General features: G+C 66.3%; 19 protein-coding genes. 14 read left to right on the plus strand and 5 right to left on the minus strand.

Annotated elements, in window-relative coordinates:
• Positions 1 to 50: 50 nt before the first annotated feature.
• On the minus strand, positions 51 to 1,910 hold the full coding sequence (locus tag ACIBW7_RS40780) for a Na+/H+ antiporter (protein WP_397056088.1): 1,860 nt from the start codon (positions 1,908 to 1,910) through the stop codon (positions 51 to 53).
• Between the two features lie 137 nt (positions 1,911 to 2,047).
• Between ACIBW7_RS40780 and ACIBW7_RS40785 the strand changes: the two genes are divergently transcribed.
• The 5 genes from ACIBW7_RS40785 to ACIBW7_RS40805 all read left to right on the plus strand — a co-directional run bounded on the left by ACIBW7_RS40785 (position 2,048) and on the right by ACIBW7_RS40805 (position 7,667).
• Entirely contained in the window at positions 2,048 to 2,938 is an 891-nt protein-coding gene (locus tag ACIBW7_RS40785; RefSeq protein ID WP_397056090.1) for an alpha/beta fold hydrolase, read from the plus strand.
• Positions 2,939 to 2,979: 41 nt separating this feature from the next.
• The gene (locus tag ACIBW7_RS40790; RefSeq protein WP_397056092.1) at positions 2,980 to 3,603 is read left to right on the plus strand and encodes a TetR/AcrR family transcriptional regulator; all 624 of its coding nucleotides are present in this window, start codon (positions 2,980 to 2,982) and stop codon (positions 3,601 to 3,603) included.
• Positions 3,604 to 3,808: 205 nt separating this feature from the next.
• Complete coding sequence (locus ACIBW7_RS40795; RefSeq protein WP_397056094.1) at positions 3,809 to 4,780, plus strand: enoyl-CoA hydratase-related protein; 972 nt, start codon at positions 3,809 to 3,811, stop codon at positions 4,778 to 4,780.
• A 69-nt stretch (positions 4,781 to 4,849) separates the two neighbouring features.
• Positions 4,850 to 7,138 carry a molybdopterin-dependent oxidoreductase gene (locus tag ACIBW7_RS40800; protein ID WP_397056096.1) on the plus strand — a complete coding sequence of 763 codons (2,289 nt, stop codon included), beginning with the start codon at positions 4,850 to 4,852 and terminating at the stop codon, positions 7,136 to 7,138.
• 136 nt (positions 7,139 to 7,274) lie between these two features.
• On the plus strand, positions 7,275 to 7,667 hold the full coding sequence (locus ACIBW7_RS40805) for a hypothetical protein (RefSeq protein ID WP_397056098.1): 393 nt from the start codon (positions 7,275 to 7,277) through the stop codon (positions 7,665 to 7,667).
• 162 nt (positions 7,668 to 7,829) lie between these two features.
• Here ACIBW7_RS40805 and ACIBW7_RS40810 read toward each other — a convergent pair whose 3' ends face one another.
• The 3 genes from ACIBW7_RS40810 to ACIBW7_RS40820 all read right to left on the minus strand — a co-directional run bounded on the left by ACIBW7_RS40810 (position 7,830) and on the right by ACIBW7_RS40820 (position 12,840).
• Positions 7,830 to 10,034: a molybdopterin oxidoreductase family protein gene (locus tag ACIBW7_RS40810; protein ID WP_397056100.1), complete on the minus strand. Its 2,205-nt coding sequence runs from the start codon at positions 10,032 to 10,034 to the stop codon at positions 7,830 to 7,832.
• A gap of 333 nt (positions 10,035 to 10,367) precedes the next feature.
• Positions 10,368 to 12,326, minus strand: a complete 1,959-nt coding sequence (locus ACIBW7_RS40815; protein WP_397056102.1) for a glycoside hydrolase family 15 protein — start codon at positions 12,324 to 12,326, stop codon at positions 10,368 to 10,370.
• A gap of 244 nt (positions 12,327 to 12,570) precedes the next feature.
• Positions 12,571 to 12,840 (minus strand): hypothetical protein, encoded by a 270-nt coding sequence (locus ACIBW7_RS40820; protein ID WP_397056104.1) that lies wholly within the window; start codon positions 12,838 to 12,840, stop codon positions 12,571 to 12,573.
• 183 nt (positions 12,841 to 13,023) lie between these two features.
• Between ACIBW7_RS40820 and ACIBW7_RS40825 the strand changes: the two genes are divergently transcribed.
• Together ACIBW7_RS40825 and ACIBW7_RS40830 are read left to right on the plus strand one after the other, a co-directional pair.
• Positions 13,024 to 13,782: a FadR/GntR family transcriptional regulator gene (locus ACIBW7_RS40825; protein WP_397056106.1), complete on the plus strand. Its 759-nt coding sequence runs from the start codon at positions 13,024 to 13,026 to the stop codon at positions 13,780 to 13,782.
• Positions 13,766 to 14,497 carry a cache domain-containing protein gene (locus tag ACIBW7_RS40830; RefSeq protein WP_397056108.1) on the plus strand — a complete coding sequence of 244 codons (732 nt, stop codon included), beginning with the start codon at positions 13,766 to 13,768 and terminating at the stop codon, positions 14,495 to 14,497. Before ACIBW7_RS40825 ends, ACIBW7_RS40830 begins: the two co-directional genes overlap by 17 nt.
• Before the next feature lie 66 nt (positions 14,498 to 14,563).
• Here ACIBW7_RS40830 and ACIBW7_RS40835 read toward each other — a convergent pair whose 3' ends face one another.
• Positions 14,564 to 15,520, minus strand: coding sequence for a LysR family transcriptional regulator (locus ACIBW7_RS40835; RefSeq protein WP_397056110.1), 957 nt, complete (start codon positions 15,518 to 15,520; stop codon positions 14,564 to 14,566).
• Positions 15,521 to 15,584: 64 nt separating this feature from the next.
• Between ACIBW7_RS40835 and ACIBW7_RS40840 the strand changes: the two genes are divergently transcribed.
• The 7 genes from ACIBW7_RS40840 to ACIBW7_RS40870 are packed head-to-tail and all read left to right on the plus strand — an operon-like array spanning position 15,585 to position 22,988.
• The gene (locus tag ACIBW7_RS40840) at positions 15,585 to 16,745 is read left to right on the plus strand and encodes an XdhC family protein (protein WP_397056112.1); all 1,161 of its coding nucleotides are present in this window, start codon (positions 15,585 to 15,587) and stop codon (positions 16,743 to 16,745) included.
• A gap of 57 nt (positions 16,746 to 16,802) precedes the next feature.
• Positions 16,803 to 17,693: an FAD binding domain-containing protein gene (locus ACIBW7_RS40845; RefSeq protein ID WP_397056114.1), complete on the plus strand. Its 891-nt coding sequence runs from the start codon at positions 16,803 to 16,805 to the stop codon at positions 17,691 to 17,693.
• A 2-nt stretch (positions 17,694 to 17,695) separates the two neighbouring features.
• Positions 17,696 to 18,214 carry a (2Fe-2S)-binding protein gene (locus ACIBW7_RS40850; RefSeq protein WP_397056117.1) on the plus strand — a complete coding sequence of 173 codons (519 nt, stop codon included), beginning with the start codon at positions 17,696 to 17,698 and terminating at the stop codon, positions 18,212 to 18,214.
• The gene (locus tag ACIBW7_RS40855; RefSeq protein WP_397056119.1) at positions 18,211 to 20,601 is read left to right on the plus strand and encodes an aerobic carbon-monoxide dehydrogenase large subunit; all 2,391 of its coding nucleotides are present in this window, start codon (positions 18,211 to 18,213) and stop codon (positions 20,599 to 20,601) included. The genes ACIBW7_RS40850 and ACIBW7_RS40855 overlap by 4 nt, the downstream gene beginning before the upstream one ends.
• A 25-nt stretch (positions 20,602 to 20,626) precedes the next feature.
• Positions 20,627 to 21,514, plus strand: coding sequence for an XdhC family protein (locus ACIBW7_RS40860; protein ID WP_397056121.1), 888 nt, complete (start codon positions 20,627 to 20,629; stop codon positions 21,512 to 21,514).
• A complete protein-coding gene (locus tag ACIBW7_RS40865; protein WP_397056124.1) occupies positions 21,511 to 22,104 on the plus strand; it encodes an NTP transferase domain-containing protein in 594 nt (197 codons plus the stop codon). The genes ACIBW7_RS40860 and ACIBW7_RS40865 overlap by 4 nt, the downstream gene beginning before the upstream one ends.
• The gene (locus ACIBW7_RS40870; RefSeq protein WP_397056126.1) at positions 22,101 to 22,988 is read left to right on the plus strand and encodes an AAA family ATPase; all 888 of its coding nucleotides are present in this window, start codon (positions 22,101 to 22,103) and stop codon (positions 22,986 to 22,988) included. Before ACIBW7_RS40865 ends, ACIBW7_RS40870 begins: the two co-directional genes overlap by 4 nt.
• The last annotated feature ends 11 nt before the right edge of the window (positions 22,989 to 22,999 follow it).

The raw sequence follows: 22,999 nt of genomic DNA on the forward strand, positions 1-22,999 counted from the left end.
ATGGTGGCAGTTGGTGCGTTCGGAGACCGCCGAATGACGACCGTCGGCGGTCAGCCCAGGAGTTCGTCGATGTAGCACCAGCGCCAGGCCTCGCCGGGTTCGACGCTGCGCATGACGGGGTGGCCAGTGCCGGCATAGTGTTTGGTGGCGTGATTGCCCACCGAGGAGTCGCAGCAGGCAATGTGCCCGCAGGACAGGCACATTCGCAGATGCACCCAGGTATACCCCTCGGCGATGCATTCCTTGCACTCGTCGGGTTCGGTGGGCTCACGCACCAACGGCGCGGACTCCAGATGCGCGCAGCTGTCGGCCGCCGCCGGGGCGGCGAGCGGTTCGACGCGTTCCTCTTCGGTTTCGTCGAAGCGGTCGATCATCGATTCCTCGAGATCGAGCCGCGACAGCACGTACTGCAGGATCTCGTAGTCCGCGCCGCCCGAATCCCGCACGCGCAGTACCGTTTCCCGTTCCGCGCGCAGCATTTCCAGCCGCAGTCGCCGATATTCGGCGGTCGGTGTCGCCAGTTCCGATTCCGAGCGGCCCAGGCGTTCCCAGGCCGCATTGGTCTTCCAGGTGACCCGATCGCGCAATTGTTCGACGACACCCGGCGGTGTATCGGGGGTGATGTGCTTGTCCAGTTCGGCCAGTCCGGCCGCGGTCGCCTGCTGCAGCAGATTCGCCTTCTGCAGTGCGTTTTCCGCGCGACTCGGGCCGCGCACATGTAGCCGCCGCACCAACCACGGCAGCGAAGTCCCTTGCAGCAGTAGCGTTCCCGCGACCACGACGAGCGCGAGCAGTTTGAGCACCGGCAGTTGCGGGGTGTCGGCCGGCAGCAGCAGCACCGCGGCCAGAGTGACCACGCCGCGCATGCCCGCCCACGACACCACCACCGGATGACTCACCGGCACATCGGCATTCGACAATCCGAGCTTGCGCGAGAGCAGCGCGACCGGGAACACCCACAGCGGCCGCGACAGCATCGCCGCCATCATGACCGCCACCGCCGCCGCGATCAGGGTGGTGTGGTCGAGGTCGCTGTTCCACGCGCCCTCGATGATCGCGCGCATCTGCAGCCCGATCATCAGGAACACGACGCTCTCGAGAATGAATTGGATGGTGCGCCAGTTGGTGCGTTCGGCGATCCGGGAGGCAGCGCTCTGCCATACCGGCGCACCGTGGCCCAGGACCATGCCGCAGGTCACCACCGCGATCACGCCGGAGGCCTTGATCCCCTCGGCGGGCAGATAGGCGACGAACGGCGCCAGGAACGACAGCGTGGTGTCCAGCACCGGATCGGTGATCCGCCGGCGCAGCATCGCAAGCAGATAGGCGACCACGATGCCCACCGCTGCACCACCGCCCGCGGCGAGCAGGAAGTCACCACCGGCCTTCCACACCGACACCGTGCCCGCGGCCGCCGCGATCGCGGTGCGCACCGTCACCAGTGCGGTCGCGTCGTTGAACATCGACTCGTCTTCGAGGATGGTGACGATCCGGCGCGGCATGCCGATGCGCCGCGCGATCCCGGTCGCGGCCACTGCATCCGTCGGTGCGACCACTGCACCCAAGGCCACCGCCACCGCGAACGGTACCGGCAGCAGCCACCACACCACCGCCGCGACCGCGAACGTGCTGAACAGCACCAGGCCCACCGACAGCAGTGCGATGGTGCGCGCATTGGCTCGGAAGTCGACCAGCGAGGTGCGAATCGCCGAGGTGTAGAGCAGCGGCGGCAGGAAACCCAGCAGGATGACTTCGGGATCCGGGTGTACCTCGGGAACGTGCGGCAAATACGAGGCGACCACCCCGGCCAGCGTCAACACCAGCGGTTCGGATATCCCGAACCGTCGCGCGAGCGCCGCGAGCGACGCCGCCGACGCGACTAGAACAACGAGGCCGATCGCGACATGCACTATGGCATTCTCGCAGAGCAAACACACGGCTCGAAAAGACCATGCGGTACGTGACACGGACAGTGTGGTTCGCTTCCCCCGAATGGCTGTGGCGGTAGCGTTCGCGCGCAATAGTTGTCGGCACGAAGGAGGTAGACATGGAAGAGTTTGCGTCCTGGCGGGCGAGCGGTCGGCGGCACACTCACCGCGGCCATCAGATCTTCTGGCAGGACAGCACCGGTGACGGTGCCGGAAATCTGCTCTGTATCCACGGTTTCCCCACCGCGTCCTGGGACTGGCATGCGGTGTGGCCGGGTCTGCGCGAACGGTTCGCGCGGCTCATTGCCCCCGATATGATCGGCTTCGGCTGGTCGGCCAAACCCCGCAATTACGACTATCGGATCGCTGATCAGGCCGATATCCACGAGAACCTGCTGCGTCAGCAGGGGATTTCCCGCACGCACATCCTGGCCCACGATTACGGTGACACCGTCGCCCAGGAGTTGCTGGCCCGCGACGCACAGCGCCGCGCCGACGGCGACGATTCCCTGGTGATCGAATCGGTATGCCTGCTCAACGGCGGACTGTTCCCCGAGACCCACCGTGCGCGCCCGGCGCAGAAGTTGCTGGCGAGTCCGCTGGGACCGCTGGTCGGGGTGTTGGGCACCGAGCGGGTCTTCCGTCGCAGCCTCGCCGGGGTCTTCGGTCCCGATACCCGCCCGAGCATCCACGAGCTCGATCAGTACTGGATCCTGTGGTGCAGTAAGCACGGCAAGAGCAACGGGCACAAACTGATTCGGTATATGGGTGAGCGCAAGGCGAACCGGGAGCGCTGGGTGGGCGCGCTGCTCGACACGCAGGTTCCGGTCCGGCTGATCGACGGCCTGCTCGACCCGGTATCGGGTGCGCACATGGTGCGCCGCTATCGCGAGCTGATCGCGGATCCCGATGTCGTCGAGTTGCCGAAGGTCGGGCACTACCCCCAGCTCGAAGCCCCCTGGGAGACCTTGGCCGCGGTGCTCGATTTCCACACCAGCCGCGTGCGGTAGACCAACACCCAGCGTTATGGGGTGTCCCATACTATGGCTACATGGCAGCGACACGCCGATCGAATAAGGAGGCTCCGGCGCGCCCACGGCAGCGTGACGCGCGCCGGCGGATGATCGAGGGCACGATCGAATCCCTGCGCATCCACGGCGCGAGCGCCACCAGTGTGGACCGGGTGCTTGCCGATACCGGCGCGCCCCGCGGGTCGGTCTATCACCACTTTCCCGGCGGTCGCACCCAGCTGATCACCGACGCGCTGAGCGCGGCCGGTGGTTCGATGTCGGAATTCATCGAAACGATCACCCGCGAGAACGAGCCGACCACCGCACTGGATATGTTCGTCGCACTGTGGCGACGGACCCTCGTCGACAGCGACTACCGCGCGGGCTGCCCGATCTTCGCGGTCGCCGTCGAAACCAACGACGATGCACCGGAATTCGCGGCATCTGCCGCCGCGATCTTCGCCCGCTGGAATACCGCACTCACCGATCTGCTCAGCCGTCACGGCCTCGACCCGGTGCGCTCGCGGCGCATGGCCACGCTCACCGTCGCCGCCGTCGAGGGGGCGATCGCGCTGTGTCGCGTCGAGCGTGCCACCACACCGCTGGAGGACACCGTCCGCGAATTGCAAGCTCATCTGACGAGCGCCATCAGTGCTTCCATGTAGCACCTGATTGACCCGTGAGGTCGGTCTTTTCCGGCCGTATTCGGCAGTTCAACCCTGCGAAGAATGCGCGCTCAGAGCCGTTCTTCTGGCTACGCGGCGCAACGTTTCGACAGGGCGTCCCCTTGACATCCCGATTATGGTGGAGACCATAATCAGCGTCGGGTGCAGGTTCCACCGCGCCCACCACGGACCCGAGGAGACGCCGATGTCGCGAGCAGCCGAGCTCGACCTGGAGACGATCGATCTGGCCCGGAACGGGAGAGTGCTCACCGCGACCATCGTCGCGCCGCCGCTGAACTTCGTCACGCCCGCCGTCGTAAGGGATCTGGACCTGCTCACCGCGGCGGCCGATGCCGATGACGCAGTCGGCGCGATCGTGCTCACGGGTGGCCTGCCCGGGCGGTTCCTCACTCACGCGGATCCGAGCGCGCTCACCGGCATGCTCGCGATGCCGCATCCGTTCCTCCCGGCTCGCGCGGTGGCGCCGCTGATCCCGGTGCTCAATACGAGCCTGCGAGTACCGGGTGCGGCGCAGGTGCTGGAGCGTTTCGGTGGCGGTCTCGGCGCCGGCATGGTGTGGGGTTACCGCTGGAAACGAACGACTCTGCGGATGAACCGGTCTCGCGTGGTCTATCTGGCCGCCATCAATGGTCCCGCCCTCGGCGGCGGCCACGAGATCGCCCTCGCCTGCGATATCCGGTATGCCGCCGACGCCGAGCACGTCAAACTCGGTCAGATCGAATCGATCGCCAACCTTATTCCGGGCGGCGGCGGAACTCAGCGCCTGCCGCGGCTGATCGGCGCGGCCAAGGCGATCGAGCTGACCCTCGAAGGTGGACCGCTCAGCGCACAGCAGGGCCTGCGCTTGGGGCTGGTGCACCGGCTGACCGCCGAAAACGAGCTGCTCGCCGAAACCGCGGCTACCGCGGCGCGTCTGGCCGCGCGCAATCCGGTCGTCATCAAGGAGCTCAAGCGTGCCATCTACTTCGGCACGGAGAGATCGCTGTCGCGCAGTCTGAATCACGAACTCGCCGCGTTCCTGTCCACCGGCAGTAGTAGGGCGGCCACTCGCACGCAGGACGCCTTTTTCGACGATCTCGATCGGCTCGGCGACACACCGTTCCTGGCCGAGCCGAAGGCGTGGATCGACGGCACTCGCGTCGACCAGACCAGTTGATTCCGCATCCATATTTCGACAGGCGGTTTCGCTTCCGCTCTCGATCAATGACAACTCGGAGGAGCATCGATGAGTACCGCCGCGCAGCAAGGCAGCCGAGTCGACAACAGTGCGCGGCCTGGGCGCAATGATGCTGCGGTGCAACAGGAATGGCATAAGACCGCTTGCATCCTGTGTGAGAACAACTGCGGCCTGTTGATCCGACTCGACGGCCGCAGCTTCGCCAAGATCCGCGGCGACAAAGACCACGTCGCCTCGGCCGGATACACCTGCAACAAGGCGCTGCGCCTGGACCACTACCAGAACGGCGGCACCCGCCTGACCACCCCGCTGCGCCGCGAGGCCGATGGCAGTTTCACCGAAATCGACTGGGATACCGCGATTTCCGAGGTCGCCGCGCGACTCGCCGAGGTCAAGAGCACATACGGCGGCGACAAGATCTTCTTCTATGGTGGCGGGGGACAGGGTAACCACCTCGGCGGCGCCTACAGCGGTGCCCTACGCCGGGCGCTGGGCAGCCGCTATCGCTCGACCGCCCTCGCCCAGGAGAAGACCGGCGAGGGCTGGGTCGACGCGCATCTGACCGGCGGCCACACCACCGGCGATTTCGAACATGCCGAAGTTTCGGTCTTCCTCGGCAAGAACCCCTGGCAATCGCACGGTGTGCCGCGCGCCCGCACCGTCCTGCAGCAGATCGCCAAGGATCCGGCCCGCACCATGATCGTGCTCGATCCGGTGCGCACCGAAACCGCCGATCTCGCCGACATCCATCTGCAGGTCCACCCCGGCACCGACGCGTGGTGCCTGGCCGCGATGCTCGCCGTGCTGGTACAAGACGATCTGCTCGATCATGCGTTTCTCACCGAACACGTCGACCAGGTCGACGCAGTCACCGCCGTGCTGCGCGATATCGATATCGCGTCCTATGCCGAAGTTTGCGGTGTGCCGGTGGAATTGCTGCGCACCGCCGCCCATCGGATCGGCGCCGCGAGCAGTGTCGCCACCTATGAGGACTTGGGCGTCCAGCAGAGCCCCAACAGCACCCTGATCTCCTATTTGAACAAGCTGCTCTGGCTGCTCACCGGAAACTTCGCCAAACCCGGTGCCATGCAACCACATTCGTGGATGGCGCCGTTGGCGAGCTACAGCCGTGACATCAAACGCAGCCCGGTGACCGGCGCACCGATCCTCGGCGGCATGCTGGCGTGCAATTCGATCGCCGAGGAAATCCGCACCGATCATCCCGACCGATTCCGGGCAATGATCATCGAATCGGCGAATCCGGCACATTCACTCGCCGATTCGGCCACCTTCCGCGCCGCACTGGACGCACTGGATCTGGTGGTGGTCATCGATGTCGCGTTCACCGAAACCGCACGCCACGCCGACTATGTGCTGCCCGCGGCCAGCCAGTTCGAGAAGTGGGAGGCCACCTTCTTCAATCTGGAGTTCCCGCACAACACCTTCCATCTGCGCGCACCGGTACTCGAACCGCTACCCGGCACATTGCCCGAACCCGAGATCTACGCGCGCCTGCTCCGGGAACTCGGTGTCGTCGGTCGTGCCGAGCTGACGGTGCTGCGGACCGCCGCGAAACTCGGCCGCAGACCCTACGCATTTGCCTTCGCCGCACTGCTGGCCATGGACAAGAAGATCGGCGGACTCGCCCCCTACCTGCTCTATGAAACCCTGGGCCCGACACTGCCCGATGGTGCGCGCTCGGCCGCCGTGCTGTGGGCGCTTGCTCAGCGCGTGGCGAAGGTGCACCCCGCCGCGATGCGCCGAGCGGGTCACTCCAATGCCGATGCACTGTTCGACGCCATCCTCGCGGGCCGCTCCGGGGTCACCTTCACCGTCGACGACTATCCGGATGCCTGGGACTATGTACCGCACCCGCGCATCCCGTTGGCAATCCCGGAATTGCTGCACGCGCTGCGCGAACTCCCGACCACGCCCGCCACGCACACCAGCTCCGAATTCCCCTTCGTCCTGTCGGCCGGGGAACGACGATCCTTCACTGCCAACACCATCTTCCGCGACAACAGCTGGCGTCGCCGCGATCCGGAGGGCGCATTGCGCCTCAACCCCGACGATGCCACCGCCCTCGGTCTCACCACCGGCGAGCGCGCCCGCATCACCACTCGGCGTGGCAGTGCCGTGGCCGCGGTCGAAATCAACGACCGCATGCGGCCCGGGCATGCCTCGCTGCCCAACGGGCTGGGCCTCGACTTGCCCGATGGCACCCGCACCGGGGTGGCCGCGAATGAGCTCACCGATGCCGGTTGGCGCGATGCGATTGCCGGAACGCCGTGGCACAAGCATGTTCCGGCCCGTATCGAACCGCTACGCGACGTGTAGCTTTCGCCCAGATCGGACAAATGCGGCGCCCGCGTCGGTGCTGATTTCGACCGGCGCAACGCTGGGTCTGTGAGCAACCGAACTTCGGGACGCTCCAGTGCTTTTCGCCCGAATGGCGACACCGTACAGTCGGCCCATGGTTTTCCGGCTCGAGCTGCAACCTGCCCAACCCCTGCACCTGACACCCAACTGCGTGGTGCATACCGGGACGGTGCGACTATTCGTCACCGGCACGCTCATCCACAACTCCGGAGCCCCCGCCGAACCGTTCGGCTTCTTCCTCCCGAACACCCGCCCCCTGCCCGAAGACGCGCCCGAACCGTCTCTGTGGGCGGAAATGCATCTGATGACCGCCACCGCCACCGCCACCGCGTCATCCGGAAACTTCCCCTTCGGCATCACCCACGCCCAGGCCGCCTACGTCCCCGACCCACGCGCCGGCCTGCACCGCTGGCTCCACCTCACCGCCGCCGCCCACCCCGCCCGAGAGCTCCGCCTCGGCTACCGCGTCACGGTTCAAACGCCCTGATCGGTCTCGACGGCGTGCACCGCGGTGCGACCGGATCCGACCGGTCGGCGCGACGGTCGACCCGCGCCGTGGAGTGGCCGTGGGCCACGGGATCGGCAGACTTCCTGGCCGGGACAGCCAGGAAACGGCAGCACCAGCGCGCATTCCGCGGGCAGTGCACTCCTACGAGGACGGCGCAGGCTCGCGATCGACATCCGCTGCCGTCGGTGCGGGGGACGCCGGAGTCACTGTCACCCACGTGTTGTTGACTGCCGCATTTCCGGAGAACGTGTCGGTGAGCGACGGGTCGTGCAGCAGGTTGACATTCGCGCCCGGGAGAGACGCCGCCACTTGCCAGCCGACGCCGGGTTCACGGTGCCCCCAGCCGTGCGGGATGGCGATGGTGCCGCGGCGGATATCGTCGCTGACCTCGAGGGTGACCACGATCGAGCCGGTGCGGGAGGTGACCGCGACGGGTGTGCCGTCGGTGAGGGCGCGTTCGGCGGCGTCGGCGGGATGCATGAGGGCGGTGCAGCGGTCGCGGCCCTTCACCATGGACGCGACATTGTGCAGCCAGGAGTTGTTGCTGCGCAGGTGGCGGCGTCCGATGAGTTTGAGGTCGTAGCCGTCGGCGGGCGCGGTCAGCGCATTGCCGCGGCGCGCGTCGTCGAGCAATTCCCGTGCGGCCGTGACGAAATCGTCGGGCGCGAGGTGCACTTTGCGATCCTTCGTCCCGATCAACGCGCGCAATCGCGGCTGCAGCGGACCGAGATCGATACCCCCGGCCGCGGCGCGCACCTTCGCCACGGACAGCCCCTTGCGGCCGCGCCGCAGCACCCCGTACGGACCTGCGGCCACCCCAACGGTCGTCAACCGCATCGGACTGAACTGCTCCAGAAGCGCATTGGCCGCTCGAGTGGTGAACCGGCGCGCGGGCAGCGGCACCAGCTCGGTGATCAACCGCGCCATGATCTGCCAATCCTCGAGTCCGTCGGCCGGAGGTTCGAAAACGCGGGCGTCGTAACGCAGATTGTTGCGCACACTGAATACCGGGAAAAGAATGTTCACATCCTCGCGCTCCAGCGGGGAGATCGGCGGCAGGATGATGTCCGCGTGCCGGGTCGTCTCGGTGACGTACATGTCCACGGCGACATAGAAATCCAGCGACTCCAGCGCGGCGTCGAGTTTGCCGCGCTGCGGTGTCGACAGCACCGGATTTCCGGCGTAGGTGATCATCGCGCGGATCTGCCCGGCGCCCTCGGTGAGGATCTCATCGGCCAGCACCGCGACCGGCAGTTCCGAGCGGAACGATTTGTAGGTGCCGGAGCGGTCCGTCCACGCTCCGTGGCCCACCGGCAGATATTTCCCGAACCGCGGCGCATCGATCGGCGGTGTCGCGAACATCTGCCCGCCCGGCCGATCCAGATTCCCGGTGACCGCGTTGATGGTGTTGACCAGCCAATGTGTCAGTGTGCCGGTCACCTGGTGGCATATCCCGATCCGGGCATACAGCAATGCCGAATCCGCCGCCGCATGCTCGCGCGCCAGCCGCCGAATCGTCTCGGCATCGACACCGGTGAGCGGTGCGGCGAGTTCTGGTGTCACCTCGGCGACCAGCGCCCGCAACTCCTCCCAGCCGGTGCACTGCGCGCGAATCCTGGCTTCCGCACACAGGTTTTCGCTGACCAGCACCTGCAGCATGGCCAGCAGCAGATACACATCACCGCCGGGTGCGATGGCCACATGCTCGTCGGCCAGGCGCGCGGTCTCGGTGCGCCGCGGATCGATGACGACCACTTTGCCGCGCTTGCGCACGTCCCGAATGCGCTGCTTCGCATTGGGCATGGTGGTCACCGATCCGTTCGATACCGCCGGATTGGCGCCCATGATCACCAGCCGATCGGTGCGATCGATATCGGCCACCGGCATCAAAACATTCGATCCGAACATCCGCCACGCCACGAACTCCTGCGGAAACTGGTCGATCGAGGACGCCGAAAAGAAGTTCCGCGTCATCAGCACCGTGCGCAACAGCGCGCCGTAGATCACCGACGAACTATGTGCGGCCGGATTTCCCAGGTACATTCCGATCGCGCTGAGCCCGTGCGCGTGGCGCACCTGCCGCAGCCGCCGCCCGATCTCGCTGAACGCATCGTCCCACCCGATCGGCTCGAACCGGTCACCGACGCGCCGTACCGGCGTGCGCAACCGATCCGGATCGTGGTGCAGCCCACCCATCGCCGTCGCCTTCGGGCAGATATACCCCTGCGAGAGCACATCATCCGGATTGCCCTCGATCCGGGTGACCTGATCATCCTCGACGGTCACCAGAATCCCGCAGTGCGCCTCACACAACGTGCATTGCCGAGCGACGGTGGTAGCACCCATCCCGTGTTCCTCCACACCATTGAGAGAGTTACCGTCTCATCGTAGCGGCGCCTACCGTGCCGGGCATACCGTTCCGATCCAGCCGGGCCCGCGGATTCGGCAGGCGCGGGATCGGTTGCCGCAGGCGTCGATCACGGCCCGCCGGCCCGCGACGCCGAACGGTATCGATCGAAATCTTCGGAAGTTGTTATGCGCGAATAGATTTCGTGCCGAGGTCGGTCTGCGGGCCGAGCTCTCCGCCTTGGCCTGGACCAGCGGCGTTGCGACTGCGGGCATTTCGGGTGCGATCGTCGCGCGGAAACCCGGCGGATGACCGGGCCCGCGGCATCAGGGTCAGCGGTGCATGTATCCCAGTGTGAATGATGCATCGTCCAGTCGTGGGGCGATCGATTCCCCGCCGAGTGCCTGCCGCAACATGGCTTGTTCGTCCTGGATGACGTGCATTACGGCGTTGATCAGGGCGAGGTGGGTGAACGCCTGGGGGAAGTTGCCCCAGTGCCTGCCGGTTCGGGGGTCGATCTCCTCGGCGTAGAGGCCGAGGGGGCTGGCATAGGCGAGCAGTTTCTCGCACAGCTGTTTGGCCCGCGTCTTCTCGCCGATCTCCGACAGCGCCGAGACCAGCCAGAACGAGCAGATCGTGAAGGCACCTTCTTCCCCTGCGCAGCCATCGTCGGTTTCATCGACGCGGTACCGCAATACCAGGCCGTCTTCGGTCAGTTCGTCGGCGATGGCCAACACTGTGTTGCGTACCCGGTCGTCCTCTGGTGGCAGGAATCGAACCAGCGGGATGAGCAGGGTCGAAGCATCCAGCGCCGTGCTGCCGTAGTACTGGGTGAACACCTGCCGGGAATCGACTGCATGAGTGCATATATCGGCGTGGATTTCGTCTGCGGCCTGCTGCCAGCGATGCGCGCGTTCGAAGTCCTGGTGGATACGGGCCAAGCGGGCGCCGCGATCGGCGGCAACCCAGCACATCACCTTGCTGGAGGTGAAGTGTTGGGGCTCCCCGCGTACTTCCCAGATGCCGTGGTCGGGCTCGCGCCAGTAGGTGAGAGCGCTTTTGACCGCCCGGCTCAGCACCAGCCAGGCTCGCGCGTCGATTCGGTCCCGGTTGCGCGCGTAGAGGTAGACCGCGTCCAGCGCGGCCCCCCACACATCGTGCTGGCGTTGCCGGTATGCGCCGTTGCCGATGCGTACGGGGCGGGCGTTTTCGTAGCCGCGCAGGTGGGTGAGGGTCTGCTCGGTGAGGTCGCTTTCACCACCGATGCCGTAGACGATCTGCATATCCCGGACGTCTTCGGTCAAGCTGATGATGTAGGAGAAGAAGTCGTTGGCCTCCCAGCTGAAGCCCAGCGTGTACAGGCCCCACAGTGCGAAGGCGGAGTCGCGTATCCACGAGTAGCGATAGTCCCAATTGCGTTGTCCGCCCGGTGTTTCGGGTAATGATGTGGTGGCGGCGGCGCTGATGGCGCCAGTGGGTGCGAAGGTCAGCCCCTTGAGGGTCAGCGCGCTGCGGGTGAGCTGGGCAGCCCACGGATGGTCCGGAAACCGCCCACCGGCCAGCCAGTGCCGCCAATGGTGGATTGTCCGCAGCATCCGCGCATCGGCCTCGTCAACGGCGCGGGGCGCGTCGCGACTACCCCAGGAGAGCGCGCAAAAGCGGGTGTCGCCCGCCTTCAGCAGGGTGCGGGCCAGCGCATGCGTACCTTCCAGTCCCAAGCGCATGTCGGTGCTCAGCGTCAGCTGCAGTTCGATCCCGTCGGCGCCGGCCTGCGCGGAGTAGTAACTGTCGAGGTACTCCCAATGCGCGCGATGCCTGCCGTAGTCAAAGGACGGCTGGCAGTCGAGCACGAACTGGATTTGCCCGGTCTCACAGTGCACCGTCCGCAGCAGAATGTGCTCGGCGTCGTAGTCGGTGGGGGTCCGACGATGGGCGCTACGGCCGGGTACCTGGTGTCGCCAGGGCCCGACCAGCAGCACATCGCGGACCGTCGCCCACCCCTCGCCACTGCGCCAACTCGTCTCCATGACCATCGTGCCGGGGACGTAGCGGCGATCGGTGGGCACCATGAAGTCGGCGGGGGCGAACCGAAACGAACCGGCGGAACGATCGAGCATGGCCGCGAAGACACTGGGGGAGTCCATGCGGGGTAGACACATCCACTCGACGGCTCCGCTGGGGGCAATGAGTGCGGTGACCTCACAGTCGGAGATGAAACCGTAGTCGTCGATGCGTGGGAACGCCGTCGGCCGCGGCATGGGTTCGCTGTCGTCGTCCATGTGTCGCTCCATCGTCGTTTCGGCGCTGAACTCTGACCTGGCTATTCCACGCAATTGCCTGGCGAACCACCTTCCTGCTCAACCGGACGGCGAGCGGATCGGGCATGATGTGGCGTTTCCGAACAGCCCACCACCTTGTCGGCCGTATCGGCAACCCCGGCCTCTCGATGCGGACAGGGCGTTTCACGCAAGTTGTGTGGATGAGCAGCAAACGATTCGGGCTGAGTATGCGCCGCGACGATGGTGCTCGGCGAGGTTATGTCAATGCCCGCTGTCCGGCCACCAGCGGCGGCGGGATCAGTTTCGTCCAGAATTCGTGGCGGACCGCATCCCACAGCCTCGCCAGTTCTGGAAGGAGTTCCCGCGCTCGCGCGAGATCCGGGTAGCTGCTGGGGTTGAAGGATGCCACTGGCGAAGCGTCGGATGCGTCGTGCACGGCGACAATTGCGATCAGATGATGCTGAACCAAGCGCCAGGTCACACGCAGTCCATCGACTTCCGTATGGCAGGTCGGGTTCTCGGACATGGGGAATTCCTGTTTCGATCATGACGCCGGCGCGTCGAGGTGTCCAGGTGTGGCAGTTGAGATAGCCATTAACCTAAGACATTAGGTTTCATAGTTCAAGAGGTGTATGTATAACTTTATAGTTCATATTTCAATTGTTAATTGAGTAGAATCGTGTCAGGTCCCGTCACTCCAGGAGTCGCGTTGTCCTACCAGAAGAGGGCCGGATTGACCGCGCTGGGCGCCGTGCTGTCACCACTCGAAGGCGGTGGCCCGAAAACCGAGGCCGTAGTGCAGCGGCTGTCTGCTGCGATCAGCCTCGGGGTGATGGCCGACGGCCAGCAGTTGCCCAGCGAGACCGATCTCGCCAACCAGTTGGGTGTATCGACGATGACCCTGCGGGAGGCGCTGGTCGTACTTCGGCAGCAGGGCATCGTGCACACCAAGCGCGGGCGCGGGGGTGGCAGTTTCATCAGCGCTTCCGCGGAGGTCTTCGAGAACACCTCGCTGGCGCGGTTGCAACAGATGAGCGTTCAGGAGCTGCGCGATCTAGGGGACGAGCATTTCGCCGTCACCGGGGCGGTTGCTGTGTTCGCCGCGCGCCGCAGCTTGCGGGCCGATATAGCCGGACTCCGCGCCTTGGCCGACCGACTCGAGGACAGCTCCGACCTTGTCTCGGCCCGCCGGGCCGACAGCCGCTTTCATATCGAGATGGCGGTGTGCGCACAGTCCACCCGGCTGACTCGCGCCGAGGTCGGTCTGCAGGCAGAGCTCTCCGCCTTGCTCTGGCTGCCGCGGCTGAAGCTGGACCCGGCGGTCGAGGCGACCGCCCATCGTGACTTGGTGGACGCGATCGAACAAGAAGACGATGCCCGGGCCAGAGAACTGGCAGAATTGCATACGGAATCACGCATCCGTCGCCTTGTTGCCTTGCGCTTGGAGCTCAGTGAGGGACACCGATAACTTTCCCGCCCCCGCGACCATCGAGTCGCTCGCTGATTCCGTCACAAAACTGGCCGACGAGGTCTACCTGTCGCTGGCAACCATCGGGACCGCGCTGACAACCCTATGGGATGGGCTCACCGGGAAGCTGCGGTCCGCTCCCCGGGCGACCGATCTGGCACCGCTGCGCGAGACCATCCTCGGCGAGCTCGAGGCGCGCGGAAGATTGTTCAACGGCGCAGGCGTAGTGATGGCCGACAGCGTGCTGGCCGATCACCCCCGACACCTCGAATGGTGGCTTCCCGACGCACAACGCCTGGTGCTGGAATTGAATCCCGGTAGTGAGTACTTCTACGACTACACCAAAATGGACTGGTTCACGGTTCCGCGCGAGCAGGGTCGGCGATGGGTACAGGGGCCGCACCTCGACTACGCGTGCACCGATGAGTACGTCTGCACATTCTCGATACCGGTCATGACCACATCGGGAACATTCCTCGGAATCGCCGGTGCCGATGTGCCGGTTGCCGCGATCGAGGAGGTCTTGCTTCCGCGATTCCAAGCATCTGGTCAGCGGGTAGTGCTGGTCAACAGCGAAGGCCGCGTCATTATGGGGACCGATCCCGAATTCACGACCGGATCCAAGACGAGCCGGATGGACAGATCTGCTGCGACAGTTCCGATCGAGGCGATGCCTTGGTCGTTGCGGCCGCTCGGATCCACGGCATCGCATTGACCTTTTCAGGACCGATGAGGTGATCTGTGTCCTGGCCGCGCCGATGCTCCATCGCGGCGCCCGCGTTCAACTCCACAGCGTCACATGCACTTTCGGGCGGAACCGGGTGACGCCGACCCCGGACCCGCGGATCATCGCCTGAGTGCATCGCGGGGTGGTGATGAACCGCAGCAGCTCCGACACCGCGGGCTGGCGGGTGTCGGGTGGCAGGGTGGTCGCGCACCACTCATCGGATACCTGAAGGCCGGGCCCCTTGATGTGGCGCAACCGACCGGTCGCCAGGTCGGAGGACACGGCGAATCCGATCGTCAGGGTGATGCCCCCGACACAGCGGACCTCTTCGAGGGCGGCAGCGTCGCTCTGGAAGATCCGCTGATGTGATTCGGGAATGGCCAACTCGCGCAGCATCGTCGCGATGTGCCCGTCGACACTGCCGGCGCTGGGGCCAAGCATCCACTGCTGTTCCCGCAGCAGCGCCGGATGCGGTGCGATGTCGGCCAACGGGCTGTCGGGGCGCGCGACCGAAATGATCTGGTACTTCAGGAACGGCCGGGCGGTGGTGGTCGAGTCGGTGCCGTCTTGCCCGGGCCCCAGCGCGATATCCACCGCACGGGTCTCGATCAAGCTGCGGAACCGACTGGTGGGATGCACACTCAGCTCCACCGACAGATCCTTCGCCCGTGCCGCGAACAGGTCGATCAGGCCGGGCGCGGCATGTTCGGCGAACGCGCTCGATGCCGCAATACGTAGCAGCCGCCGGCCGTGCGCCGCCTCGCTCACCTCGATGGCGGTCTGGCGCTGCAGTCCGAGGATCTCGATCGCCCGGCTGGCCAGGCGCAACCCGCCGGGCGTGAAAGCCAGACCCGATGCCGCGCGGGTGAACAGCGGGTCGTCGAGCTCCTTGCGCAGCTGGGCGATGTGCATCGAGACACCGGCGTCGGACATCCCCAGCTCGCTGGCCGCCGCGTGGACGGAGCCGAGCCGCACCACGGTCGAGTAGGCCCGAAGCTGGGCGGGCGTCACAATCCGAGTCTACTTTGGAGGTGTACGCAGCGCCGACGGCTGCATCGCGTCTGGAGGACGCACTATGCAGGACGTGCTCACGGATCTGATGACAACATGGAACGCCGGGGGCACGGCTGGGGTCGCGACCGTCGTGCGAACCTTCCGTTCGTCGCCACGACCGCCTGGTGCGGCCATGGTCGTCACCCCGGACGGAACGGTCGGCGGTTCGGTCTCCGGTGGCTGTGTCGAGGGCGCGGTCTACGAACTCGCCACCGACGTCATCCGGACCGGTTCTCCGGTGCTGCAGCGATACGGCCTGTCCGACGAGGACGCATTCGCCGTCGGTCTCACCTGCGGCGGCATCATCGACATCTTCGTCGAAGCCATCTCGCGGGAGACGTTTCCGGAGCTCGGCGGGGTCGCCGCGGACATCGCCGAGCACCGGCCGGTCGCGATCGCGACCGTGGTCGAGCACCCCGACACCGCCCGGCTAGGGCGTCGGCTGCTGATCCGGCCGAGCGATGCGCACGGCACGCTGGGATCGGCGCGCGCCGACGATGCGGTCACCGACGACGCACGCGGGCTGCTCGCCGCGGGCCGCACCGAAGTGCTGTCCTACGGTCCGGACGGGCAGCGCCGCGGCGAGGGCATGGGGGTTTTCGTCGCCAGTTATGCCCGGCAGCCGCGGATGCTGGTGTTCGGGGCGATCGATTTCGCCGCCGCCGTCGCCCAGCAGGGATCGTTCCTCGGCTATCGGGTGACGGTGTGCGACGCGCGGCCGGTCTTCGCCACCTCCGCCCGGTTCCCGACCGCCGACGAGGTCGTCGTCGACTGGCCGCACCGCTATCTGGCCGCGCAGATCGCGGCCGGCGGGGTCGACTCGCAAACCGTCGTCTGTGTACTGACCCACGATCCCAAGTTCGACGTTCCGCTGCTCGAGGTGGCACTGCGCGCGCCGCAGATCGGCTATGTCGGTGCCATGGGGTCGCGCCGCACGCACGACGAACGGCTGGGCCGGTTGCGACAGGCAGGCCTCACCGACGAACAACTCACCCGACTCGCCAGCCCGATCGGACTGGATCTGGGCGGCCGCACACCGGAAGAGACGGCGGTGTCCATCGCGGCCGAGATCATCGCGCGACGCTGGGGCGGACACGGCGCCGCACTGAGCCGAACCGGCGGCCGGATTCACCACACGACCAGCGCGAACAGCGAATTAAGTGATTCCTTAAATCGGTCTTGACGACCGCATCGGCGGGGTCGAGGCTTGGCTCATTCCCGCTGATGTGAGGTCGATCACATGCAAGTTCCTGGGCCATTCGAATACGAGCGCGCAACGGGCGTGGATCACGCCATCGGACTACTGGACCGGCTCGGCGAGGAGGCGCGCATCGTCGCGGGCGGGCACAGTCTGCTGCCGATGATGAAGCTGCGTCTGGCCAATCCGGAATATCTCATCGACATCAACGACCTGGCCGCCGAACTGGGCTACATCGTCACAGATCCGACCCTCGTGCGCATCGGCGCTATGGTCCGGCATCGGCATGTGCTCGAATCCGACGACCTCGCCGCCGTGTGCCCGATCTTCCGTGACGCCGAGCGCGTGATCGCCGACCCGGTCGTGCGCAACCGGGGCACGATCGGTGGCTCGCTGTGCCAGGCCGATCCCGCCGAAGATCTCTGCACGGTCTGCACGGTCCTCGGCGCCACCTGCCTGGTGCGCGGACCGTCCGGCGACCGGGAGATCGCGATGGACGACTTCCTGGTCGGTCCGTACGAAACCGCCATGGCGCACAACGAACTTCTGATCGAGATCCGAATCCCGGTGCGACATCGGACATCGAGCGCCTACGCAAAGGTGGAGCGCCGCGTCGGCGACTGGGCGATCGCGGCGGCCGGCGCGACGGTGACCCTGCGCGGCGAGGCGATAGCGGCCGCACGGATCGGTCTGACCGCGGTCGACCCCGATCCGGCGGCGCTGGCCTCCTCGGTGGACGTGCTCATCGGTGAGCCGCCCACCGAGGAGGTCTTCGTGGAGGCGGGCCGCCGGGCGAGCGCAGCGTGCTCACCGATCTCCGATGCGCGCGGCAGCGCGGACTACAAACGCCATCTCGCGTCCGAACTCACGATTCGCGTGCTGCGCACCGCGGTCGAGCGCGTACTGAATCACCCTGCGCTGGAAGGGAATTAGCCATGCAGGTAACCATGACCGTCAACGGCGAGCCGGTGACCGCGCAGGTCGAGCCACGCACCCTGCTCGTGCATTTCCTGCGAGATCAGTTGCGGCTCACCGGAACCCACTGGGGCTGTGACACCAGCAACTGCGGCGCCTGTGTGGTGCAGGTCGACGGCGAACCGGTGAAGTCGTGCACGATGCTGGCCGTCATGGCCGGCGGTCGTGCGGTGCGCACCGTCGAGGCGCTCGAGGTGGACGGCCAACTCGATCCCGTGCAGGAGGGTTTCATGCAGTGCCACGGGTTGCAGTGCGGATTCTGCACGCCCGGAATGATGATCACCGCCCGCGCCCTGCTCGACCGCAACCCGAATCCCGACGAGCAGACCATCCGCGAGGCGATCTCGGGCCAGATCTGCCGCTGCACCGGATACACCACCATCGTGCGGTCGATCCAGTGGGCCGCGGCGAAACAACGAGGCGAAGCGGTCGAGCCCGAACCCGCCGCCACGCCTACGCCGGTAGGGAGCACGTCATGACCGCCGTCGAGTCCCGGCCCGAAGACCGGGTCGACAACGACCACAAGCCGTGCGGTCACGGCAGGATGCTCCGCAAGGAGGATCCGCGGTTCATTCGCGGACACGGCAACTACGTCGACGACGTATCGCTGCCCGGCATGCTGCATTTGGCGATCCTGCGTTCCCCGTTCGCGCACGCGCGGATCGTGAGCGTCGATGTCTCCGCGGCACAGGCGCATCCGAAGGTCAGGGCGGTTGTCACGGGTGCGGATCTGGCGGCGAAGGGACTGGCCTGGATGCCGACGCTGTCCAACGACGTGCAAGCGGTGCTGGCGACGGACAAGGTCCGGTTCCAGGGCCAGGAGGTGGCCTTCGTCGTCGCCGAGGACCGCTACTCCGCCCGGGATGCGTTGGAACTCATCAACGTCGAGTACGAGATGCTCGATCCGGTGATCGACTCCCGGACCGCACTGGCGCCCGGGATGCCGGTGATCCGCGACGACCTCGAGGGCAAGCGCGACAACCACTGTTTCGACTGGGAAACCGGCGACGCCGCCGCGACCGAGGCGGTGTTCGCGCGCGCCGACGTCATCGTAAAACAGGAGATCGTCTATCCGCGAGTGCATCCCGCCCCGATGGAGACCTGCGGCGCCGTCGCGGATCTCGATCCCGTGACGGGCAAGCTCACCCTGTGGTCGACGAGCCAGGCGCCGCATGCCCACCGCACGCTCTATGCGTTGGTGGCCGGACTGCCCGAGCACAAGATCCGGGTGATCTCACCCGATATCGGCGGCGGGTTCGGCAACAAGGTGCCCATCTATCCGGGATACGTCTGCGCCATCGTCGGGTCGCTGTTGCTGGGCAAGCCGGTGAAGTGGATGGAGGATCGCAGCGAAAACCTCACCAGCACCGGATTCGCCCGCGACTACATCATGGTCGGCGAGATCGCCGCCACCGCCGAGGGCAAGATCCTGGCCATCCGGTCGACCGTGCTCGCCGATCACGGCGCCTTCAACGGCACCGCCGCGCCGTTGAAGTATCCGGCCGGCTTCTTCGGCGTCTTCACCGGCAGCTACGACATCGAGGCCGCCTACTGCAAGATGACCGCGGTCTACACGAACAAGGCCCCCGGCGGCGTCGCCTACGCATGCTCGTTCCGGATCACCGAGGCCGTCTACTTCGTCGAGCGGTTGGTCGATTGCCTCGCCTACGAACTGAAGATGGATCCGGCCGAACTGCGGCTGCGCAATCTCCTTCGCCCCGACCAGTTCCCCTACACCACCAAAACCGGCTGGGTCTACGACTCCGGCGACTACGAGAAGACCATGCGCCTGGCGATGGACATGATCGGCTACGACGCCTTGCGAAAGGAGCAGCAGGACAAGCGCGCCCGCGGCGAGCTGATGGGCATCGGGATGTCCTTCTTCACCGAAGCCGTCGGTGCGGGTCCGCGCAAGGATATGGACATCCTCGGACTCGGGATGGCCGACGGGTGCGAGCTGCGCATCCACCCAACCGGCAAAGCCGTTGTGCGCATAGCGGTGCAGACCCAGGGGCAGGGACACGAGACGACATTCGCCCAGATCGTCGCCGAAGAACTCGGCATCCCACCGGAGGATATCGACGTGGTGCACGGCGATACCGATCAGACTCCGTTCGGCCTCGGCACCTACGGCAGCCGGTCGACACCGGTCTCGGGCGCCGCTGCCGCACTGGTGGCGCGCAAGGTGCGCGACAAGGCGCGGATCATCGCCTCCGGCATGCTCGAGGTCTCCGTCGCCGACCTCGAGTGGGAGAAGGGCTCGTTCCACGTCAAGGGCGATCCGTCCGCGGCCGTGACGATCCAGCAGATCGCGATGCGAGCACACGGTGCCGGAGATCTGCCCGAAGGTATCGAGGGCGGACTCGACGCGCAGATCTGCTACAACCCCGAGAATCTCACCTACCCGTACGGTGCGTACTTCTGCGTCGTCGACATCGACCCGGGGACGGCCGTGGTGAAGGTGCGGCGCTTCCTCGCCGTCGACGACTGCGGCACCCGGATCAATCCGATGATCATCGAGGGGCAGGTACACGGCGGCATCACCGACGGCATCGGCATGGCGCTGATGCAGATCATGGCCTTCGACGAGGACGGCAACTGCCTGAGCGGATCCCTGATGGATTACCTCATCCCGACAGCGCTCGAAGTACCGCATTTCGAGACCGGCTACACGGTGACCCCTTCGCCGCATCACCCGATCGGCGCGAAAGGCATCGGCGAATCGGCCACGGTCGGATCGCCGGCAGCGGTGGTCAATGCGGTGGTGGATGCATTGGCGCCGTACGGAGTTCGGCACGCCGACATGCCGCTGACGCCGTCGCGGGTGTGGGAAGCGATGCAGGGCCGGGCCACACCGCCTATCTGAGTGGGTGCCAGCGATGGAATCGCCGATGAAGATGACCGAGCGGGCGCAGCAGCTGGTTCGCACCCGGACTCCGTTCGTGCACGCGACCGTCGTGCGTGCGCAGCAACCGACCTCGGCGCATGCCGGGGACGAGGCGATCCTGTTGCAGGACGGGACGATCGAAGGATTCGTCGGCGGCCAGTGCGCCCAGAACTCGGTCCGCAAGGCGGCCCTGGGTGCCTTGCAGTCGCACGAGAGTGTGCTGCTACGCGTGCTGCCCGACGGCGATCTGCAGTTTCCCGAAGCGCCCGGTGCGGCGGTCGTGGTGAATCCCTGTCTGTCCGGCGGAGCGTTGGAGATATTCCTCGAGCCGCAGATCCCGGCGCCGTTGGTGCGCATCTGCGGCGCGACACCCATCGCGGATGCCCTGGCCGAAATGTGCGAACTGGTCGGATTCGGAGTGCAGCGCAGTGCGGCCGGAGCCGACTCGCCGGATTCGCTGGCCGACACGACGGCGATGGTGATCGCCAGCCACGGTGGCCCGGAAGCCGAGCTGATCCGCGCCGCGCTCGACGCGGGTCTGGGATATATCGGCTTGGTGGCCAGCAGGATTCGAGGAGCGACGATTCTCGACGAGCTCGGGTTGACCGACGCCGAGCGGGCGCGCGTGCGCACCCCGGTGGGTTTGCCGATCGGCGCCAAGACCTCCGCGGAGATCGCCGTCTCGATTGTCGCGCAAGTGATCCAGGCGATCCGCAAAGATGGCTTGGTCGTGACGCCCCGTCCGATGAATACCGTAGTGGAGGCGCTCGATCCGGTGTGCGGTATGACCGTGACGGTCGGGCCGGACACACCGCATCTCACCATCGACGATGTCGACCACTGGTTCTGCAGCTCCGGCTGCCGCGCCTCCTTCGCGAAGACGGGCTCATGACAATCGAGGTCGTCACCGGAGTCGTACTCGCCGCGGGTGCCTCACGGCGCCTCGGCACTGCGAAACAGTTACTGCCGTACCGGAATACGACGGTTCTCGGCGCCACTCTCGACGCGGTCCGTTCCTGTGCTTTCGACCAGATCATCGTCACCCTCGGCGGCGCGGGCGCGGCGATCCGGCAACAGGTCGAACTCGCCGGGCTGGAGGTGGTCATCGCTGACGACTTCGGTTCGGGCTGTTCGTCGTCGTTGCGTTCGGCCCTGAGCGTGGTGCATCCCCGTGCCGCCGGAATCGTGCTGATGCTCGGTGATCAACCGGATCTGTCGGCGGCGACCGTCGACCGGCTGATCGCCGAAGCAACGTCCACGGAGATCACCGTCTGTCGCTACCACGACGGTGTCGGACATCCATTCTGGCTGAGTCGCAGCGTATTCGGCGAGTTGGCCCGATTGCGCGGCGACAAAGCCGTGTGGAAGATCATCGAGTCGGGCCACGTCGCGGTGTCTCGACTCGACATCGACGCGCCCATGCCCTTGGATGTGGACACCTGGGACGACTACGAGCGCCTGCGCGCCGCCACGTCGCCATGATGTCGCCGTTCGACGATATCGAGGACGTGGTCCGACGATTCGACGCCGACGACTACCTACTCGATACCGGGACCGCCGCCGCCTTCTATCTGGCCACCACCTTGGGTCGGCCGCTGCTGCTGGAAGGCGAACCGGGAGTGGGCAAGACGACGGCGGCCAAGACCCTGGCCACCGTACTCGGTGCACCGCTGATCCGCCTGCAGTGCTACGAGGGCCTCACCGTGAGCGAAGCGCTCTACGACTGGAACTACCAGCGTCAACTGCTCAGCATCCGGCTCGCCGAGGCGCGCGGCGCCGATCTCACCGAAGCCGACCTGTTCACCGAGGCATTCCTGGTGGACCGCCCGATCCTGCGCTGTGTGCGCTACCGCGGTCCCACGCCCCCAGTGCTGTTGGTCGACGAAATCGACCGTGCCGACGACGAATTCGAAGCGCTGCTGCTCGAATTCCTCGGTGAGGCCACGGTGACCGTTCCCGAACTCGGGACCTTCGTCGCCGAACACCCGCCGCTCGCGGTGCTGACCTCGAACCGCAGTCGCGACCTGCACGACGCACTGCGGCGGCGCTGCCTCTACCACTGGATCGACTACCCGGAGCCCACCCGCGCGGTGGCGATCGTGCGACGCACCGTGCCCGGGGCAACCGATGCGCTGATCGAGCACGCCACCCGATTCGTCGGCAGCGCCCGCGATCTCGATCTCGACAAGCCGCCCGGCGTCGCCGAGACCATCGACTGGATCGCCGCACTGGCAACACTCGACGTCGCCGATCTCACCGCACCGGAGGCGGTCGCCGCGCTGAGCGCACTGGCGAAGACACCCGACGACCGCGCCACCGTCCACGCTGCATTCGTCGAATACACCCGAAGCCTGGCCACCGGATGAGAGGGATACTC

It is taken from the genome of Nocardia sp. NPDC049526 (assembly GCF_044465765.1).
Lineage (GTDB): Bacteria > Actinomycetota > Actinomycetes > Mycobacteriales > Mycobacteriaceae > Nocardia.

Coding starts and splice junctions, on each gene's coding strand:
- ACIBW7_RS40785 (WP_397056090.1), top strand. CDS start 2,048: ATGGAAGAGTTTGCGTCCTGGCGGGCGAGCGGTCGGCGGCACACTCAC.
- ACIBW7_RS40790 (WP_397056092.1), top strand. CDS start 2,980: ATGGCAGCGACACGCCGATCGAATAAGGAGGCTCCGGCGCGCCCACGG.
- ACIBW7_RS40795 (WP_397056094.1), top strand. CDS start 3,809: ATGTCGCGAGCAGCCGAGCTCGACCTGGAGACGATCGATCTGGCCCGG.
- ACIBW7_RS40800 (WP_397056096.1), top strand. CDS start 4,850: ATGAGTACCGCCGCGCAGCAAGGCAGCCGAGTCGACAACAGTGCGCGG.
- ACIBW7_RS40805 (WP_397056098.1), top strand. CDS start 7,275: ATGGTTTTCCGGCTCGAGCTGCAACCTGCCCAACCCCTGCACCTGACA.
- ACIBW7_RS40810 (WP_397056100.1), bottom strand. CDS start 10,034: ATGGGTGCTACCACCGTCGCTCGGCAATGCACGTTGTGTGAGGCGCAC.
- ACIBW7_RS40815 (WP_397056102.1), bottom strand. CDS start 12,326: ATGGAGCGACACATGGACGACGACAGCGAACCCATGCCGCGGCCGACG.
- ACIBW7_RS40820 (WP_397056104.1), bottom strand. CDS start 12,840: ATGTCCGAGAACCCGACCTGCCATACGGAAGTCGATGGACTGCGTGTG.
- ACIBW7_RS40840 (WP_397056112.1), top strand. CDS start 15,585: ATGCAGGACGTGCTCACGGATCTGATGACAACATGGAACGCCGGGGGC.
- ACIBW7_RS40845 (WP_397056114.1), top strand. CDS start 16,803: ATGCAAGTTCCTGGGCCATTCGAATACGAGCGCGCAACGGGCGTGGAT.
- ACIBW7_RS40850 (WP_397056117.1), top strand. CDS start 17,696: ATGCAGGTAACCATGACCGTCAACGGCGAGCCGGTGACCGCGCAGGTC.
- ACIBW7_RS40855 (WP_397056119.1), top strand. CDS start 18,211: ATGACCGCCGTCGAGTCCCGGCCCGAAGACCGGGTCGACAACGACCAC.
- ACIBW7_RS40860 (WP_397056121.1), top strand. CDS start 20,627: ATGAAGATGACCGAGCGGGCGCAGCAGCTGGTTCGCACCCGGACTCCG.
- ACIBW7_RS40865 (WP_397056124.1), top strand. CDS start 21,511: ATGACAATCGAGGTCGTCACCGGAGTCGTACTCGCCGCGGGTGCCTCA.
- ACIBW7_RS40870 (WP_397056126.1), top strand. CDS start 22,101: ATGATGTCGCCGTTCGACGATATCGAGGACGTGGTCCGACGATTCGAC.